At 53.4% G+C, this 18536-nt stretch carries 16 protein-coding genes; 8 read left to right on the top strand and 8 right to left on the bottom strand.

Going from position 1 to position 18536, the window contains the following annotated elements; genetic code table 11:
- Positions 1-133 precede the first annotated feature (133 nt).
- Together WA429_RS10000 and WA429_RS09995 are read left to right on the top strand one after the other, a co-directional pair.
- A complete protein-coding gene (locus WA429_RS10000; RefSeq protein WP_287465930.1) occupies positions 134-982 on the top strand; it encodes a hypothetical protein in 849 nt (282 codons plus the stop codon).
- A gap of 145 nt (positions 983-1127) precedes the next feature.
- On the top strand, positions 1128-2303 hold the full coding sequence (locus tag WA429_RS09995) for a benzoate/H(+) symporter BenE family transporter (RefSeq protein ID WP_287465928.1): 1176 nt from the start codon (positions 1128-1130) through the stop codon (positions 2301-2303).
- A 57-nt stretch (positions 2304-2360) separates the two neighbouring features.
- Here the strand turns inward: WA429_RS09995 and WA429_RS09990 are convergent, their stop codons facing one another.
- The 4 genes from WA429_RS09990 to WA429_RS09975 form a co-directional block, all read right to left on the bottom strand.
- Positions 2361-4133 carry a SulP family inorganic anion transporter gene (locus WA429_RS09990; RefSeq protein WP_287465926.1) on the bottom strand — a complete coding sequence of 591 codons (1773 nt, stop codon included), beginning with the start codon at positions 4131-4133 and terminating at the stop codon, positions 2361-2363.
- A 44-nt stretch (positions 4134-4177) separates the two neighbouring features.
- The gene (locus WA429_RS09985; RefSeq protein WP_082817751.1) at positions 4178-5062 is read right to left on the bottom strand and encodes an MBL fold metallo-hydrolase; all 885 of its coding nucleotides are present in this window, start codon (positions 5060-5062) and stop codon (positions 4178-4180) included.
- Between the two features lie 164 nt (positions 5063-5226).
- Positions 5227-5889: a Crp/Fnr family transcriptional regulator gene (locus tag WA429_RS09980; RefSeq protein WP_250283014.1), complete on the bottom strand. Its 663-nt coding sequence runs from the start codon at positions 5887-5889 to the stop codon at positions 5227-5229.
- Positions 5890-6075: 186 nt separating this feature from the next.
- A complete protein-coding gene (locus tag WA429_RS09975) occupies positions 6076-6519 on the bottom strand; it encodes a VOC family protein (RefSeq protein WP_287465925.1) in 444 nt (147 codons plus the stop codon).
- 393 nt (positions 6520-6912) lie between these two features.
- Between WA429_RS09975 and WA429_RS09970 the strand changes: the two genes are divergently transcribed.
- The gene (locus tag WA429_RS09970) at positions 6913-10395 is read left to right on the top strand and encodes an indolepyruvate ferredoxin oxidoreductase family protein (RefSeq protein ID WP_287465923.1); all 3483 of its coding nucleotides are present in this window, start codon (positions 6913-6915) and stop codon (positions 10393-10395) included.
- A 57-nt stretch (positions 10396-10452) separates the two neighbouring features.
- Here the strand turns inward: WA429_RS09970 and WA429_RS09965 are convergent, their stop codons facing one another.
- On the bottom strand, positions 10453-10893 hold the full coding sequence (locus WA429_RS09965; RefSeq protein ID WP_287465922.1) for an MmcB family DNA repair protein: 441 nt from the start codon (positions 10891-10893) through the stop codon (positions 10453-10455).
- A 107-nt stretch (positions 10894-11000) separates the two neighbouring features.
- Between WA429_RS09965 and WA429_RS09960 the strand changes: the two genes are divergently transcribed.
- The 3 genes from WA429_RS09960 to WA429_RS21440 are packed head-to-tail and all read left to right on the top strand — an operon-like array spanning position 11001 to position 13820.
- Positions 11001-12425, top strand: coding sequence for a hypothetical protein (locus WA429_RS09960; protein WP_287465921.1), 1425 nt, complete (start codon positions 11001-11003; stop codon positions 12423-12425).
- Between the two features lies 1 nt (position 12426).
- Positions 12427-13425: a glycosyltransferase gene (locus WA429_RS09955; protein ID WP_287465920.1), complete on the top strand. Its 999-nt coding sequence runs from the start codon at positions 12427-12429 to the stop codon at positions 13423-13425.
- A complete protein-coding gene (locus WA429_RS21440; protein ID WP_353799164.1) occupies positions 13422-13820 on the top strand; it encodes a GtrA family protein in 399 nt (132 codons plus the stop codon). Before WA429_RS09955 ends, WA429_RS21440 begins: the two co-directional genes overlap by 4 nt.
- Positions 13821-13865: 45 nt before the next feature.
- Here the strand turns inward: WA429_RS21440 and WA429_RS09950 are convergent, their stop codons facing one another.
- The 3 genes from WA429_RS09950 to WA429_RS09940 all read right to left on the bottom strand — a co-directional run bounded on the left by WA429_RS09950 (position 13866) and on the right by WA429_RS09940 (position 16183).
- Positions 13866-14111 (bottom strand): DUF2312 domain-containing protein, encoded by a 246-nt coding sequence (locus WA429_RS09950; RefSeq protein ID WP_007090950.1) that lies wholly within the window; start codon positions 14109-14111, stop codon positions 13866-13868.
- 100 nt (positions 14112-14211) lie between these two features.
- Positions 14212-15381 carry a carboxylate-amine ligase gene (locus WA429_RS09945; RefSeq protein ID WP_250283005.1) on the bottom strand — a complete coding sequence of 390 codons (1170 nt, stop codon included), beginning with the start codon at positions 15379-15381 and terminating at the stop codon, positions 14212-14214.
- 1 nt (position 15382) lies between these two features.
- Entirely contained in the window at positions 15383-16183 is an 801-nt protein-coding gene (locus WA429_RS09940; protein WP_287465919.1) for an N-formylglutamate amidohydrolase, read from the bottom strand.
- A 275-nt stretch (positions 16184-16458) separates the two neighbouring features.
- On the opposite strand from WA429_RS09940, the gene WA429_RS09935 reads away from it, so the two are divergent.
- The gene (locus WA429_RS09935; protein ID WP_068518147.1) at positions 16459-17208 is read left to right on the top strand and encodes a FadR/GntR family transcriptional regulator; all 750 of its coding nucleotides are present in this window, start codon (positions 16459-16461) and stop codon (positions 17206-17208) included.
- A gap of 56 nt (positions 17209-17264) precedes the next feature.
- Positions 17265-18527, top strand: a complete 1263-nt coding sequence (locus WA429_RS09930; RefSeq protein WP_228195883.1) for a glycerate kinase type-2 family protein — start codon at positions 17265-17267, stop codon at positions 18525-18527.
- The last annotated feature ends 9 nt before the right edge of the window (positions 18528-18536 follow it).

Here is an 18536-nt window from a genome sequence, read left to right as displayed (position 1 = left end):
TTTAATTGCAGGCAACTAAACAGAATGAGAAATATTAGGGATGCTCTCAAGAATATGTCTTGCGTTTATAATGTCCGCTTCATTGACCGCATGTGTCACAACTGATGGGCCGACAGATGTAAAAGGTCGATCTTTGAAAATCGACACAAAGGGTTCATTTACGCCAACAGAAAGCCGGTTTAATACCTTCGCGTTTTTAAAGCCCGCCAGCGACTACATAACAGAAGCAAGTGAGCGTAATAACGGTCAAGGCTGGATGGAATCTGTCTACTGGGATTCAGGGCGCTCATTCATTTCGATTGAATTTATAAATGTCGCTTGGTTTTCAAGCAGTACCGAACGACGTTTGGCGGATGTGGAAATTTTCACAAAACTGGCGAAACGATATCCGGTTTCCCAAGAAGATTTCACTGAACTTGATGTGATTTCTCCGCGAACACGGGGATGGCTTGCCAAAAACGAAAAATGTAGCGTTGGCGGCTTTGCCAAGCGATTTAAGGGCCCAACTCCATACGACAATGACCGTGGCCTTCCCGATGCTATCGTTCGGTTCGGTACGTGCGGCGACCGGCTGATCGCATCGCCTGAGCAACTTTTGCAGAAAATCGACTTGATTACTGATAATGACAAAAAGAACATTGCGTCTGCATTTTCCAATGTGAACCCGTTGCCGGGCGCAAAAAAATTGCCGCTAACAACAATCAATGGTTCCTGGGCCGGGTTGGTTGATGAATTTTCTGGCTCCGTTACCCGCGAAACAGCAGCGCAAGTCGAGTTTAAATTCTCGCTCCCAGATGAAAGTGCGCAATGCACAGGAACAGCGGTGAATGCACAGAAAACGACGCTGACAGGTAGCAGGGAATTGGAATGCACCAATGGCCTTCACGCTGACGGCATTTGGACGAACCGCCCAGGACAAAACTTTGTCGCAAGCGGATCGGACACCGAAAAACGCAGAGTGCAATTTGAACTGCGTTCGTAAATAACCTGAAAAATCCGAAACACCGAATCTGGCCCTGCAACCTCATGGTGCAGGGCCTTAATTTTTCTGGTGGGATCAAGGACTTCCCGCTAGGGTCGAAAACCGCGTCACCTTGATATCAAAACATCCATATTCCGGAGCCACCATGCTGCGCGATATTTCGCCCCAGAGTATTTTCATGGGCCTGTTGGCAGGCTTTGTCGGGTCTGCCAGTTCGTTTGCTGTTGTCCTTCAGGGGCTGAGTGCGGTTGGTGCAACACCGCAACAAGCCGCATCGGGTCTGATGGCGCTTTCGATTTCCATGGGTCTGTGTGCGATTGTGCTATCGCTCAAGACCCGTCTTCCGATCAGCATTGCCTGGTCAACGCCCGGTGCGGCTTTGCTTGCCACATCCGGTGCGATCGAAGGCGGCTTTGCGGTTGCGGTCGGTGCGTTTATCGTCTGTGCAATCCTGATCATCATAAGCGGCGTGTGGAAACCGTTGGGCCGGGCCGTTGCCGGCATTCCTGCGCCCCTTGCCAATGCGATGCTGGCCGGGGTGTTGCTGGGCCTGTGTCTGGCCCCGGTCAAGGCGGTTGCATTTGATCCGTTACTTGGCCTGCCGATTGCGGTTGCCTGGCTGGTGGTCGGGCGATTTAACCGTCTTCTGGCGGTGCCTGCGGCCTTGCTGGCCTTTATCGCCGTCATGATTTTCGGGGTCGATTTCCCGGAAAATGCGCTGTCGGATTTAAGTGGATCCATCGCCCCGCCGGTCGAATTTGTGATGCCGGTTTTCACGCTTGGTGGTCTGGTCGGCATTGCGCTTCCGTTGTTTATCGTCACCATGGCATCGCAAAACATTCCGGGCACGGCGGTCTTGCGCGCCAATGACTATGACACCCCGCCCGGCCCGCTTTTTACCGTGACAGGTATTTTTTCACTGCTTTCGGCCCCGTTCGGTGGTCACGCGGTCAATCTGGCGGCCATTACCGCGGCCCTGTGCGCGGGCAAGGATGCCCATCCTGATCCGACCAAACGGTATTGGGCGGCTGTATCGGGCGGTGCTTTCTATATTGTGTTCGGATTGCTTGCCGGTCTTGTCACGGCCTTTATCAGCCTTGCACCGGGCATCCTGATCGAAGCGGTTGCCGGACTGGCCCTGATTGGCGCCTTTGCCGGATCAGCCGTTGCCGCCTTTCGCGAGGAAGACGCCCGCGAGGCCGCAGCCGTGACCTTTATCGTTACGGCCGCCGGACTGACATTCTATGGAATTTCCGGGGCATTCTGGGGATTGCTTGCCGGTGGTCTGATTTATCTTCTGACCCATCTCAGAAACCGCTAGATATTCTGAATTACGAAAAAGCCCGGCAAATCGAATGCCGGGCTTTTTTTTATGTTTTCAGCCGGTTTTGGCAGATGAATTGTCATTCATGTCAATCGCATCAGACACCGATAATTTGCCAAGCAGCTCGCGCATGGCGTCATATTGCGACAGAAAAACCCTTCCGGTCAGATCATCAAGAAAATGGGCGCATTTCAGACGGTCCATCACCGGGCCTTTGACTTCTGACAGATGCAGGGCAATACCCATTTCATCAAGCCGGTGATTGATGGCTTCAAGCGATTCAAGTGCGCTCAGATCAATCTCGTTGATGGCCGAACACATCAGAATGACATGCCTGAGCCGGTCATCCCCGACCACACGATCAAAGATGTAATCTTCAAGAAAGCGGGCATTGGCGAAATAGAGGCTTTCGTCAATGCGGATCGTCAGGATCGATGGATCGGTAATCACCTTGTGACGTTTGATGTTGCGGAAATGTTGGGTGCTTGGCACCAGTCCGACTTCCGCAATATGGGGCCGTGACGTTTTATACAGGAACAACCCGATCGACAGCACGACACCCGACGTCACCCCGACTTCAACACCGAAGCCCAGCGTCAAAAGGATCGTTGCCAGCACCGCGACGAAGTCGGCCTTTGAATATTGCCAGCTGGTTTTAAGGATCGAAAAATCGACCAGAGACAGCACGGCCACAATGATCGTGGCGGCAAGCGTTGCCTTGGGCAGGAAATAAACAAGTGGCGTAAGGGCAATGGCCGCGATCGCCAAACCAATTGCGGTAAAGGCACCGGCCGCCGGGGTTTGCGCACCGGCATCGAAATTGACAACCGAACGGGCAAAGCCACCGGTCACCGGATAGCCACCGGTAAAGGCCGCCCCGATATTTGCCGCGCCAAGACCGATAAGTTCCTGATCCGGGTTGATGCGCTGACGGCGCTTGGCGGCCAAGGTTTGCGCAACCGAGATCGATTCAACAAATCCGATTACAGAAATCAGAATGGCTGGCACCAGCAAATCCGACACCAGTCCGACCGAAAAATCGGGCATGGTCAGCGGCGGCAGACTTTGGGGCACGTCGCCGACAATTTTGACGCCACCATCGGCCAGATGAAACTGCCAAACCGCAAATGTCGTCACCATGACCGCGGCAACCGGTCCGGCCTTTGTCACGACATCGGCAATTCGTGGCCCCATGCCGATCTTGCGCAAGGCGGGTTTAAGCCCCTTGCGCACCCAGAACAGAAACAGCGTTGCAAGCCCGCCAATCAACAGGGTCATCGGATTGGTTTGCGGAAGATGCGCAACAAGGGATGTCACCATTTCCCAAAGATTATGCCCGCCGGCATCCACGCCCAGAATGTGCCTGATCTGGCTTGTCGCAATCAGAATGCCCGATGCGGTGATAAATCCGGCAATCACCGGATGGGACAGAAAGTTGGCCAGGAAACCAAGCTTGAACACCCCCATCGCAAGCAGGATCGCCCCGGAAAGCGCCGCAAGTGTAAGGGCCGCCACCGCATAGCCCATCGTGCCTGTCTCGGCCACATTGCCGATCGCCGCGGCCGTCATCAGCGAAACCACGGCCACCGGCCCGACGGCCAATGCGCGGCTTGTGCCGAAAATGGCATAAAGAATGATCGGGACAATCGATGCATAAAGCCCGGCTTCTGGCGGCAATCCCGCCAGAAGCGCATAGGCCAGCGATTGCGGGATCAGCATGATCGTCACAATGATGGCGGCAACCATATCATTGCCGAACGCAGTCCGGTCATAGCTGCGGCCCCAGTAAAGGACGGGGATATATTTCCCAAGACGCGGCAAGGTCATGTTTGGCAACTTTCGATCATATTGCAAAGGTTCAAGGCGCAGCCTTACAACCCGTTCAGGGGAACCTTGAGCATCAGGCGTCCGCTTTGATCCTTGGGCAACTGGCCCGCACGCATATTGACCTGCAGCGATGGCAGGATCAGACGCGGCATATCAAGCTGTGCATCGCGTTCAGTGCGGAATTTGATGAACTCTTCGCGCGTCTTGCCCGCGCCAACATGAATGTTGAAGCGGCGTTCGTCACCAACCGTGGTTTCCCAGCGGATGTCACGGCCATTGGGTCCATAGTCATGGCACATGAAAAGACGCATCTCGTCGGGCAGTGACAGCACCTTTTGAATGCTGTCATACAAAACACCGGCATCCCCGCCCGGGAAATCGGCGCGCGCCGAACCACCATCAGGCATGAACAGCGTATCGCCGACAAAGGCGGCATCCCCCATGACATGCACCATGCAGGCCGGCGTATGGCCCGGGGTAAAGATCGCAAAGCAGGTCATGGATCCAACCTGATAGGTATCGCCATCTTCAAACAGCTTGTCGAACTGACTGCCATCGCGCTGGAACTCGGTCCCTTCGTTGAAGATCTTGCCAAAGGTTTCCTGAACAACCCGGATATTGGCCCCGATGCCCAGCTTTCCGCCCAGCTGTTGCTGGATATAGGGGGCTGCGGACAGGTGATCGGCATGAACGTGGGTTTCAATGATCCATTGCAGATCAAGTTCGCGTTCGCGAATATCCTTGATGATGGCGTCTGCGTGATCAAAACTGATGCGGCCCGCAGCATAGTCGATATCCATGACGGAATCGACCACAGCACAGGCGTTGCTTTCCGGGTCCTTGACCACATAGCTGATGGTGTTGGTTGCGTCGTCAAAGAATGCGCGCACGTCTGGCTTTACAGACATATTTACCGGATACGGGGACATGGTATCTCCTTCGGTCAGGCGCACAGTTCCGGCGCCGTTAAACACTGTTGAGATCATCCTACCCAGTCATGGTGAAGCGCGTCTGTGACCAAGTCACCAAACACATTCAAATATTATAATTTTTTGATTTTATTGATGAAACAGAAGCCTGAAAGCAGGTGCCTTTACTGTTTAGCCAACGCCTTGATCTGATCGCGGTCAAGAATATGGATGACTCCGCGCGCCTGTTCGATCCAGCCCCGACGCTGAAATTCGGCAAGCTGGCGGGAAATGACTTCGCGCGCGGTGCCAAGCTCGCCTGCAAGTTTTTGGTGGGTTGTCTGGATGGTTTGCTGTTCGGATGACAATTCGATCAGCTTTTGCGCCAGCCGGATATCGAGCCTGCGAAACGCGATTTCTTCGACCACTGCAAACAGGTCGGTCATGCGGCGCGAATAGGCCATAAAGACGAACTGGCGAAATTCCGGTGAATCCGCAACCATGCGATCAAACACATCACGGGGAATGGCCACCGCCTGCAATCCGGTTTCTGCGATGCCTTCGGCGGAATAATCTTCATATGCCATCAGACAGGCTGTGGTTAACACACAGCTTTCACCGGCATGCACACGGTACAGAACAATTTCACGCCCGGTTTCAGATGTTTTCTGAACCCGCACCGTGCCACTTAGCAGCAACAATAACTGTTCGGGTGGCTTTCCCGGGCCAAAGATCACGGTATCGACCGGAATATCAATAACCCGGCTGTTATCGGTCAGATATTGGCGAAGCTCCGTCGACAAACGCGACAATCCGGGAAACTGCATGATCCAGTCTGCGTGCGACATATTTTATCCTGTCTGTTTCCCGCGCCATTCAAAACAACAAAAACCTTTTGTGTTTTGTCTTCTTGGCCCTGCAAATGCAAGCCCAAAGCACTGATCTGAAATCCGGGGGATGGTGGGCAGCCCCGGAACCCGCGGCCAGTTTCCGCCTTTACGGCAACCGGATACGGGGTCGCCCGGAAGATATGGTCATTCCTTGTTGGTCGGGATGATCAGATTGCCACGATCATCGATTTCCCAGAACGGGTTAAAGGCAACCTCCCAGGCATGACCATCCGGGTCGCGGAAATATCCGGAATACCCGCCCCAGAACACCTTTTCGGCCGGCTTCTGGATTTTGGCCCCGGCTTTCTCGGCCTCGGCCATGACATGATCGACTTCTTCTTCGCTGCGCGCGTTAAAGGCCAGGGTCAGACCGGCAAAGCTGGCGCCTGTATCATCATCGAACTTGCCGTCTTCCTTAAGCGCATCACGCCCGAACAGGCCAAGCGCAAGGCCATTGGACAGCTGGTAAAACACCACCTGCCCTTCGACCATTTCGGTCATTTTCCAGCCAAGGCCGTTTTCATAGAACCGGCGCGAACGATCCAGATCGGTAACACCCAAGGTAATCAGCGAAACGCGCTGTTCCATCTTATGCCCCCACTGATTGCTGCATTAAAATCTGCCTGACCATAACACATTGTTTTTCCCGGCCAGAAGGCAGACTCGATCATCGCTGGAATATCGCATCGCAACAAAGACGCAATTATATTGCGCGTAAATCGGTACCGGAATAAGTAAATAATAAGTTGACCCAACGTCAACCGATACAATCGGGCGTTTTACGCATTGCGATGCGAGTTCATTTTGAAAAAAGGTCAGTATTCATTACCATTCTTGTATTCGGTGATGGTCCCGCAAACCGACCCGAATGAATGAGAGAACAGGTCATACCGAAACACTGCACCACATCCCATATAATAAAATGCAGTGCGTAAGACCCGAATGACCCGAATATCAGAGAGATCCCAAGGGAGACCGGTCATGGCACAATTGGCGGCAATCAGTCTGGACGACAAATATACCCTGGAAGAGGGTCGGGTTTACCTGACAGGCATTCAGGCCCTGGTACGCCTGCCCCTGATGCAGCGCCAGCTTGACGCGCGCGCCGGGTTGAATACGGCAGGCTGTATTTCGGGGTATCGCGGATCGCCGCTGGGCGGACTGGATCAGCAGCTTTGGCGGGCCAAGAAGTTCCTGACCAAACAACAGATCGAATTTCAGGCCGGAGTAAACGAAGACCTTGCCGCAACCGTCGTCTGGGGCAGCCAGCAGGTCAATATGTACAAGGACGCCAAATATGATGGCGTCTTTGGCATGTGGTACGGCAAGGGCCCGGGTGTTGACCGGTCCGGTGACGTGTTCAAACATGCCAACCATGCCGGCACATCCAAACATGGCGGTGTTCTGGTTCTGGCCGGGGATGACCATTCGTGCAAATCATCCACCCTGCCCCATCAGACCGAATATGCGTTTATTGACGCACAGATCCCGGTGCTGAACCCGTCAGGTGTGCAGGATATTCTTGATTTCGGTATTCATGGCTGGGCCATGAGCCGCTATTCCGGGTGCTGGGTGGCGATGAAAACCATCGCCGAAACCGTTGAAAGCTCGGCCGCGGTTGATGTTGCCCCGGACCGCATCACGCCCGTTATCCCGATCGATTTTGTCATGCCCGAAGGCGGGCTTCATATCCGTTGGCCCGATACGCCAAAGGAACAGGAACACCGCCTGATGAAGTACAAGCTGTATGCCGCACTGGCATATGCGCGTGCCAACAAGCTCAATAAAACCGTGATCGATAGCCCGAATGCGCGGCTTGGCATCATTACCACAGGCAAGGCCTATCTTGATGTCATGCAGGCGTTTGACGACCTTGGCATTTCCGAGGAAGACGCCGCAAAGATCGGTATCAAGGTTCTCAAGGTCGGGATGAGCTGGCCGCTCAACCGTGACGATGTACGAGAATTCGCCATGGGCCTGGAGGAAATCATCGTTGTCGAGGAAAAGCGCGCGGTGATGGAAAACCAGGTCAAGGAACAGCTTTATAATTGGCGCGAAGATGTCCGCCCGACCGTGATCGGCAAATTCGATGAAAAAGGCGAATGGATCCTGCCATCGATGGATGAACTGACCCCGGCACGTATTGCCGTGGTTCTGGCCGAACGCATCAAACGTTTCTATGACAGCCCGGCCATTCATGAACGCATCGACTGGCTTGCCGAAAAGGAAAAGGAAATCGCCGAACCGCGCCCGGATGTGGCCCGCATTCCGTGGTTTTGCCCGGGTTGCCCGCATAACAGTTCGACCAAGGTTCCCGAAGGAAGCCGTGCGATGGCCGGTATCGGGTGCCATTACATGGTCAACTGGATGGACCGTTCGACCGAAACCTTTACCCATATGGGCGGCGAAGGTGTGACCTGGATCGGTCAGGCACCCTTTACCAATGAAAAGCACGTTTTCCAGAATCTGGGCGATGGGACCTATTACCATTCCGGGTCTTTGGCCGTGCGTGCCGCCGTCGCGTCGGGTGTGAATATTACCTACAAGATTCTGTTTAACGATGCGGTCGCCATGACAGGCGGACAACCGGTTGACGGTCCGTTGACCGTACCGCAAATCACCCGGCAAATGTATGACGAGGGTGCAAAACGCATCATCGTCCTATCCGACGAACCTGACAAATATCCGATGGGATCGGACTTTGCGCCGGGTGTTGATATTCGCCACCGCGATGAGCTTGATAGTACCCAAAAAGAACTGCGTGAAATCGAAGGTGTTTCGATCCTGATCTTTGATCAGACCTGTGCTGCGGAAAAACGCCGTCGTCGCAAACGCAAACTGATGGTCGATCCGCCCAAGCGCGTTTTCATCAATGATCTGGTTTGCGAAGGCTGTGGCGATTGCGGTGAAAAGTCCAACTGCCTTGCGGTTGTGCCGGTCGAAACCGAATTTGGCCGCAAACGTGCGATTGACCAGTCGGCTTGTAACAAGGATTTCTCCTGTCTGAATGGCTTCTGCCCAAGCTTTGTCACCATTGAAGGCGGGTCATTGCGCAAGCCCGAAGCCGCGGCCAAGGGCGATAAAACAGGTGATGCGGTATTTGCCAGCCTGCCACGTCCGACCCTGCCCGATATTGATGATCCGTGGTCGGTTCTTATCACCGGGGTTGGTGGTACGGGTGTTGTGACTATTGGCGCGTTGCTTGGCATGGCAGCCCATATCGAAGGCAAAGGTATTGTCGGCCTTGATATGGCGGGTCTGGCGCAAAAAGGCGGTGCGGTTGTCAGTCATATCCGCTTTGCCAATGACCAGAACAAACTGCATGCCGCCCGCATTCCGGCCGGTGAAGCCAATGTGGTTCTGGGCTGTGATCTTCTGGTTGCGGCAAGTTACGAAGGCCTTGCCAAGATGCGCCGCAACTTTACCCAAGCGGTGATCAACACCCATGAAACCGTCACCGGTGCTTTTACCCGCAATCCGGACTTCCAGCTCAAGACCAACGAGCATATGAAAGTCATCAATGATGCGTGTGGGGCGGATGCGGTGCATTTTGTCGAAGGCAGTGACATTGCAACCCGCCTGATGGGCAATTCGATTGCGACCAACCTGTTCATGCTGGGTGTTGCCTGGCAGCGCGGTCTGATCCCGATCAGTGAAGAAGCCCTGATGCAGGCGATCGAGCTTAATGGTGTTGGTGTGGACATGAACAAGCAGTCCTTCCACTGGGGCCGCCTTTATGCCCACGATCCCAAACGGGTAATTGATGTGGTCGGCCCGAACGAAGCCGAAGCCCATCCGATCGCAACCGAACTTTCCGACATCGTTGCCAAACGTCGGGCCTTCCTGACCGACTATCAGAATGCTGCTTACGCGGATCGCTTTGTTGCCCTGGTCGACAAGGTTGCTGCTGCAGAAAAGCGGCTTGGTGGTGGTGATGAATTGTCCCGCACGGTTGCCAAATATTACTTCAAACTGATGGCTTATAAGGACGAATACGAAGTCGCGCGTCTTTACACCGATCCAAGGTTCCTTGCCAAACTGGCGAAAAACTTTACCGGTGATTACAAGATCAACTTCCACCTTGCCCCGCCGGCCATTGCGACCCAGGACCCGGAAAGCGGTCAGCTGAAGAAATCGACCTATGGCCCCTGGATGATGAGTGTTTTCCGCATACTTGCGAAATTCAAATTCCTGCGCGGATCATCGCTTGATCCGTTTGGCCGTACCCATGAACGCAAGATGGAACGCCAGTTGATTGCCGATTACGAGAAGCTTGTTACAGAAGTTATCGACGGCCTGACTGCGGATAACTTCCGCATTGCCAACGCATTGCTGGCGCTTCCGGAACAAATTCGCGGTTATGGACATGTCAAGGACGCCAATATCGCCAAGGTCAAGAAACGCGAAGCCGAACTGATCGAACAGTTCCGCAACCCGCCAGAGCACCTCAAGGCAGCGGAGTAAATCCCTGCAATCGACAAAAGGCCCCGGGTATTCTCCGGGGCCTTTTGTTTATGCCGCTCAGGTCACAAACACCGCGTCACCGCCCCCGCCCTGAAGACGGGTCGCCGCCGTTTGACCAAACGAAATCAAAAGCTTTTTCCGCCTTGCTGCCAAAAGTGAGGATTCCTCACATTGTCGAATGATCGCGGCTTCAAATCGATCTGCGACAATCAAGCCGACATCATCAGGGATCAGATCGCGCGGAAAATCCATCGGCACGGCAAAGAAAAAGCGGTCACAATAATCAAGATAGCTTTGCCATTTCTGATCAGCCCGGAAATCCTCGACCGAGGATTTGACTTCGACTGCCCACAATTCCCCCTTGGCCCCCAATGCCAAAACATCCAGCCGACGACCATTCCCCAACCGAAGCTCGGTCAGACAGGACATCTGATGATGATACAAAAGCCGACAGACGCCATCAGTGACTTCGGCGGTAATTTGGGGACGGGAAATCATCGGGCACATTCAGACATCAATAAAACAGATCCGATCAACACTAAAAAATTTACCTACAAATTCAATGCCATTATGTTACCCGCAATATTAATGGGGGAGCGAGTTTTATGATCGGCAGCCTGATAGCAACACTGAAACCTTTGGGAAGGTCGCAGGTGTTCTGGTGCACGCTGGGCGCCATTGTTTGCCTAGTTTGGATGGGCACATTAAAACAGGCACAGCAACCGGACTATGCCGATGCCCGGCAATATATCGGCATTGCTGTCAATCTCGCCAAATTTGGTACTGTCAGTGAAAATATCAACGCGACCGAAGAAACGATAACGCCTGCAATCTCTCGCGAGCCAGGCTATCCGCTGTTACTCTCGCAAATATTGAAAATCGATGGCAGCATTGACAGTATTACCGGGGCTTGCCTGCCGGACAAAGGATGCGGGACAGAGCCATACATACTGACAAAGTGGACAAATCGGCTTCTGATTGTTGCGGCAGGCTTTGCGATGTTCTTTGCCATACGTGGCATTACCGGAAGCCCCTTTGCCGCAATTATGGGCGGCATGCATATCTGGCTGAACCATCAGGCGCATAAAAATCATGATTATGTGATTTCTGATCCGCTGGCTCTTTTTCTCGCCAGTTTGCTTGTTTTCGCCGTCGTGTGGGCTTGGAAACAAAGAAATCCGCTTTGCTGGATATTCCCGGGGGCTACATTTGTATGGCTGGCATTTACCAAAGCCATATATGTCTATTTCATCCCTGTGGCACTGTTAGCGGGCCTTTGCTTTGTCATTTTAAGCAAAAATGATTGGCGTTCATCTCTTGCAAAAGTTTTGGTGTTTGCAACCGTGGTGATCACGCCAATTGCATTTTGGATGGATCGCAATCACGATATTTCTGGCCGATATCAGTTCACTGATGACCGCGGTGGAATTGCATTAAGTACCCGCGTTGTATTCAACGAAATGGACTTAGTTGACTACCTGGCGGCTTTCACCTACTGGACACGGGGAGCCGGAGACGGTTGGGCTGAAAGCCTCTTTCCAGAAGAGGTTGTCAAACCGTTTGAATGGTATGCTCCGGAAGGCTATTACCTGAGAGGACAACTTGGATTTGGCAAACGTGTGCAGGAAATCATAGAGACTACAAATCTGACCGCTCAAGAAGCCTACGATCAGGCCGAAGGCGAAATGAAATCCGCCATTCTGTCGCACCCCATAAAACATATGGTGACCACGCTGCCGCTGATCTATCGCGGAATTTGGATAGACGAATTTGCAGTACTTACGTTTCCCGCGTTTATCGTGCTGTTGATCTGCGCGATCAAAAACCGAAATACTCTGTTGGTTGCCGTATTATTACCATCTCTGTTTTCGCTGGTGTTCTATGCAGCTTTCAGCTTGAACCTCGCCCGATACCAAATGACCGCCCTTCCCGGATTTGCCATTGCTTTCGCATTTTTCTCGACGTGGTTGGTCGCCCGGATCAAAGAACGGCGCCGGTACAAAAATGCAACCAAAACAGAAGGAAGCTGAAATGACAGCCACTAACCCGCTGAACAGTTCATCGATATACGAACATGCACGTATCGCTGTTCTGTTGCCATGCTTTAACGAAGGAAAGGCAATCACACATGTTGTTAAGTCCTTTCGCGATGTTATTCCTTCTGCTGAAATCGTTGTCATCGACAATGCCTCCAAAGATGATACCGCCGAAAAAGCCCGTGCAGCGGGTGCGACGGTCATTTCAGAACTCCTTCCAGGAAAAGGAAACGCAGTTCGTCGTGGTTTTTCCGAAGTCGAGGCAGACATCTACGTTATGGCCGATGGAGACGGAACATATGATGCAAAGGCACTTCCCGACCTTATCAATCGTCTGGTCAGTGAGCGGTTGGATATGGTAGTGGGGACACGTGCAGAGAAAGAAGAGGCAGCCTACCGTAGCGGCCATCGTATGGGAAACCGATTATTCAACTCTGTATTTGCCAGACTTTTCGGCGCTCGCTTCACTGATATTTTTTCCGGTTATCGCGTATTTTCCCGGAGGTTTGTTAAGACATTCCCCGCCATCTCGACCGGGTTTGAGATTGAAACAGAAATCTCAGTCCACGCAATCATGCTGCGTGCACCCGTTGCAGAAATCCCGACATCATATGGTGCCCGTCACGAAGGTACCGAGAGCAAACTACGTACATATCGTGATGGCACAAGAATCCTTAGTCGAATCCTTCTATTCACTGCGACGCATAAACCGTTTGTATTCTACGGTTTGATTGCCGCTGCCCTCGCTACCTTGTCGGTGCTACTGGGGCTCCCCTTGATATTTGAATATCTAGAAACCGGCATTGTTAGCCGCTTGCCAACGGCAGTCCTCACGGTTGGAATTATGATCTCTGCCGTTTTGAGTTTTGTTACCGGGGCCATACTGTCCAACATCGGAATTGGCCAATGGGAAGTAAAAAGGCTTTCCTATTTACTACATACAGATCGTCTCGAAACTATACGTACTGCTCTTGAAAATAGCGCAGCAAAATGATCAGCCGCTCGACGATCAAGAAAGGAATCAGGTTCGGTATTGTCGGATCGCTAGGCTTTTTAACCGATGCAGGATTACTCTGGGTGATGACCAACATGCTAGGTCTCGATCCATACAGCGGACGACTTGTATCATTCTCCACTGCTTTACTCACAACTTGGTTGATGAACAGCAGATTTACGTTTCAAAGCACCGAACGACGTGGAAAGCGGCAGTTCACAGGCTACATTGTCGTCCAAGTCACTTCGTTTTTCATGAACTATTTTGTGTACAGTTTTCTTGTGTGGCACAACGTTGCTACACCGATCATTTCGCTGTTGTTTGCTGCAATTATTTCAATGTTCTACAGCTTCACAGCCATGAACCTCTGGGTCTTCAGAGACCGGAGACAATAAAAAAGGGCCCTTCTGCGGGCCCTTTTCACATTGCATCTGCTGAACTCAGCTCATTCCCAGTGCGCGTTTGTAAACTTCGAGGATTTCTTCCTGTTCGGTGCGCTCGTGGTCTTCCATTTTGCGCAGACGGATGATCTGGCGCAGGATTTTCACGTCATAGCCAAGGGCCTTGGCTTCGCCATAGACTTCCTTGATGTCGGCCATCAGGTTGGCCTTTTCTTCTTCGAGACGTTCGATACGCTCAACATAGCTCGCAAGCTGATCGGCTGCGATACCACCGACTTCGGTCATCAATTCTTCTCCGATGATGGATTGCACAGCGGATACCCGGTGCGCGAAATTTTCAATGCGGCGCGACGATACTCAATGCACTGGCCGCTGACAAGTGCCATCAGGACAGATTGCCTGATCCCGGCACGGTTCGTTCGATCAGACAATCTGCCACCGCCAGCAAGGCATCATTGACACTGGCCCCGCGTTCGATGGCGGCATTATAGATCTCGCGCTGACGGCGTGCACTGGTGCCGCGATGGATGATTTCGCGGGCATGTTCGACCTCGGCAACACAGCCGAAATACTCGGCATCAGGGCGGATCAGTTCAAGGATTTCCTCGACCAGATCGGCATAGGGCACGATTTCCCCGCGCCCGAAATCAATCAGTCCCGCCTTGTCCCCGGCATCACTGCCATATCGGCAGGCCCGCCAGCGGTTTTCACGCACCAGCATGTTCGAGTAAATGCGCCAACGCTGATTATTGCGCCGCAAACGATACAGCATGCGCATCACACAACGGGTAATCGATGCCACGCAAATCGCATCTTCCAGATCGGTACAAACATCGGCAATGCGCATTTCAAGCGTCGGCCAGCGATCAGAGGGCCGCAAATCCCACCATAGCTTGGTGCCGTCTTCGATCACGCCTGCCTGGATCAGCATATCGACATGGCGACGATATTCCGCCCAAGACCCGAAAACTTCCGGAAGGCCTGTGCGCGGCAGGTTGTCAAACACCGACAAACGAAATGTCTGAAGGCCGGTATCCCTGCCCCGCCAGAACGGCGAACTTGTCGTCAGGGCCAAAAGATGTGGCAGGAAGTAACTTGCCTGCGCCATCAATTCGATCCGAAGATCATCATCCTCGATCCCGATATGGACATGCATCCCGCAAATCAGCAAACGATCAACCACGGTACGCAGATCACGCGCAATCGTGTTGTAGCGTTCACCGTCGGTATGTTTCTGACTGTCCCATTGCGCAAACGGATGGGTCGAGGCCGCAAGCAGCGCCATGTCATATTTCGCAGCCACCCCGGACAGGGTGGAACGCATATGGACAAGTTGCGCACGGGCCTCGGCCGCACTGTTACAGACCGTGCTTCCGGTTTCGATCTGACAGCGCATGAATTCGCTGGAAACCTGATCGCCAAGTTCTGCCTTGGCGTCTTTCAGGAAATCGGCGGGCGGGTCCTTGGCAAGATCGCGGCTTTGGCGATCAACAAGCCAGAATTCTTCTTCGATCCCGATGGAAAATCCCGGTTCGCGCGCACTGGACCCAACCAAATCAGTCTCTCCGAATCTTGTAAAGGTTCGGGTCGGCAAGAATATCGACAAAGGCATCGCCAAGGATCTTTGCCCATTTCTCGCAACCTTCGTCAGTATCAATCAGATCCTGACGGATTTCAATCGACACACAGGGAAGCCCGCCGGCTTCGCCATGATGGTCAATGGTGTAATCGGCCATGTGTTGCCCGGAATAGGGTTCGTTATCGCCAATGGTCAGATCGGGATTCTGTTCGCGCAGCTTGGCCAGAAGCGGTACCGGAATACGATCATCCTGATCCCACAAAACACCGATTTCCCACGGACGTTCAAAGCCCTGGAACACCGGGGTGAAGCTGTGGATCGCAATCAGGGCCGGGACGATTTTATGCGCGTGGAAATTGGCAATGCGTTCTTCGATCGCACCGTGATAGGGCAGGAAAATCTCGCGGATGCGTTTCATATGTTCGGTCGGCGAGACATTCTTGTTACCCGGAACAACCGTCTGATCGGCGATTTCCGGCATGCCGGTCGGATCCCAAAGTTGACGGTTGCAATCAATCACCAAACGGGAATACCCGCCAAGAACAGCCGGGCAATCGAACCGTTCAACCAGAATTTCGGTCACTTTGCGCGCACCGATATCCCAACCGATATGACGTTTGCGTTCCTGTTCGGGCAGGCCAAGGGTGCCGAGACTTTTGGGAATAGCGCGCGATGCATGGTCGCAAACAAAAAGCGAATGCCCTTTGCCATTTTCGTTGAGAACTTCAAACGGGGCCGGATCATCTTGGCCCAACAGGGCCCCTGCATGGTGAGACACGCGTATTCTCCTGAAAGTCAGTATTTTGGGTAAAGGTGGCAGGTCAGGCTGAACAGTTCCAGACAGTGTGAAAACGGTGCTGGCAATCGTTCAGGCACTTGTTGAACTATCAATTTATCGCCCAAGAGACAAGATAGCCCTGCAATATCGCATCACTTCACACATCGACGCTTTGCGTCGGCCCCCAACATCCCGTAAAGTGGTATGACCATTATGCTCAGAACCCGATTTTCACCTGCGTTGGCGCCGAAGAACACGATTGGAGTAAACCCAACATGCCGTCTGCCAAATCAAGCCCGGCATCCGACAACCAGGACGCCAAACGTCCCAAACGGATTGCCGATCAGGTTGCTGATCAAATTCTTGAAAAGATTGCCGATGGTATCTTCCTGCCCGGGGACCGCCTGCCTGGTGAACGTCAGCTTGCCGAAAGCATGAAAGTCAGCCGGGTCTCGGTACGTGCGGCCCTGCAAAAACTTAAGACCCGCGGCTATTTGCGCGCGGTTCAGGGGGGCGGCACCGAAATCCTGTCATCGACCGGGATCGATATGGATACGGCGATGACCGATCTTGTGCGCGATTCGATCAATAACCTGCGCGATTTGCAGGAAATCCGCTGCACGCTTGAAACATGGGCGGCACGGCGTGCGGCCATCAATGCCAGTGACGAGGATATCAAACTGTTGCGGCTGGCCTTCCGTCAGGCCCATGACCCGCGACGTGCGGCCAAATATCGCGCCGATGATGACCATCGTCTGCATATGATGATCGGACGTGCCACCGGGTCGATCATTTATTATCACGTGATGAAGATGCTTCATGACGTGTTGCAGGCTGCCCTTACTGAAATCCGTTTCAATTCAATGAGCGGCCCGTCCTTTGACCGTATGGTTCAGGACCACCATCGCGACATCATCGAAGCAATCGCCGCCCGTGACCCGGATGCCGCGGAAAAGGCGATGTCCAATCACCTTCAGGCCGTGCTTGATTTCTTTAAAACGGCTTCGGACAAACAGGCGACCTGATCGCCACCCCGAAACAAGGCCGAAAACATCATAAAATACATTCAGGGAACCCCGATATGACGACGTCTCGCGAGAAACTTCTGGCTTTGATGGATGCGGCCCTTAAGGCGGCTGATCCCGGTGTTCAGATCCCCCGCAACATGCCATCCCCGCCCAAAGGAAAAACCATTGTCATTGGTGCTGGCAAGGCATCGGCCAACATGGCGCGCGCCTTTGAGCAGGAATGGAAAGGCGATCTTGAAGGACTTGTTGTCACGCGTTATGGCCACGCTGTTCCCTGTGAGAAGATTGAAATCGTCGAGGCATCACATCCTGTGCCGGATGCTGCGGGCGAAGAAGCCGCGAAACGCATTCTTGAAATCGTTCAATCGGCGGGCCCTGATGATCTGGTGGTCTGCATGATTTCGGGCGGCGGGTCGGCCCTGCTTGCCCTGCCCGGTCCGGGACTGACCCTTGATGACAAGCAGTCGATCAACAAGGCATTGCTGCGCAGTGGCGCGACCATTTCGGAAATGAATTGCGTGCGCAAACATCTTTCGGCGATCAAGGGAGGACGCCTTGCCAAGGCCGCCGCACCGGCCCGCATGATTACCTATCTGGTGTCAGATGTACCCGGCGACGATCCGGCAATCATTGCATCGGGACCGACCGTTGCCGACCCGACATCGGGTCAGGACGCGCTTGATATCATCCGCCATTACCAGATCGACATCCCCGCGGCCGCCGAAAAGCTTTTGCGCAGTGCCGATGATGAAACGGTCAAACCCGATGATCCCTGCTTTGACGGGCATGAAACCATCATGCTGTCACGCCCGCAAGACAGCCTTGAAGCCGCGGCGGAAGTGGCCCGCAAAATGGGTCTGAACCCGGTGATCCTTGGCGATGCAATCGAAGGGGAATCGCGCGAGGTCGCCATCATGCATGCCGGTATCGCCCATCAGGTCGCCAATCACGGGCAACCGGCCGCCAAACCTTGTGTCCTGCTTTCGGGCGGGGAAACAACGGTAACAGTACGAAGCAAAGGCGGACGCGGCGGACGCAACAGCGAATTTTTGCTGTCGCTTCTGATCCAGTTGCGCGATCAGCCGGGGTTCAGCGCCATTGCCATTGATACCGACGGTATTGATGGCAGCGAAGACAATGCCGGTGCGATCATGGATGGGACAAGCTGGCAAAAGGCACAGAAAGCCGGTGTTGATTTACGGCAATATCTTGCCAACAACGATGCCTATAGCGCCTTTGCGCGGATTGATGATCTGATCATCACCGGCCCGACATTAACCAACGTCAACGACTTCCGGGCCATTCTGATCGAATAGCCAACCTGT

Origin of the sequence: Thalassospira sp. CH_XMU1420-2, from assembly GCF_037029325.1 — a bacterium.
GTDB classification, from domain to species: Bacteria; Pseudomonadota; Alphaproteobacteria; order Rhodospirillales; family Thalassospiraceae; genus Thalassospira; species Thalassospira povalilytica.
Note: the sequence above shows the minus strand (reverse complement) of the source record. Positions and strands in the feature narration are given on the sequence as shown.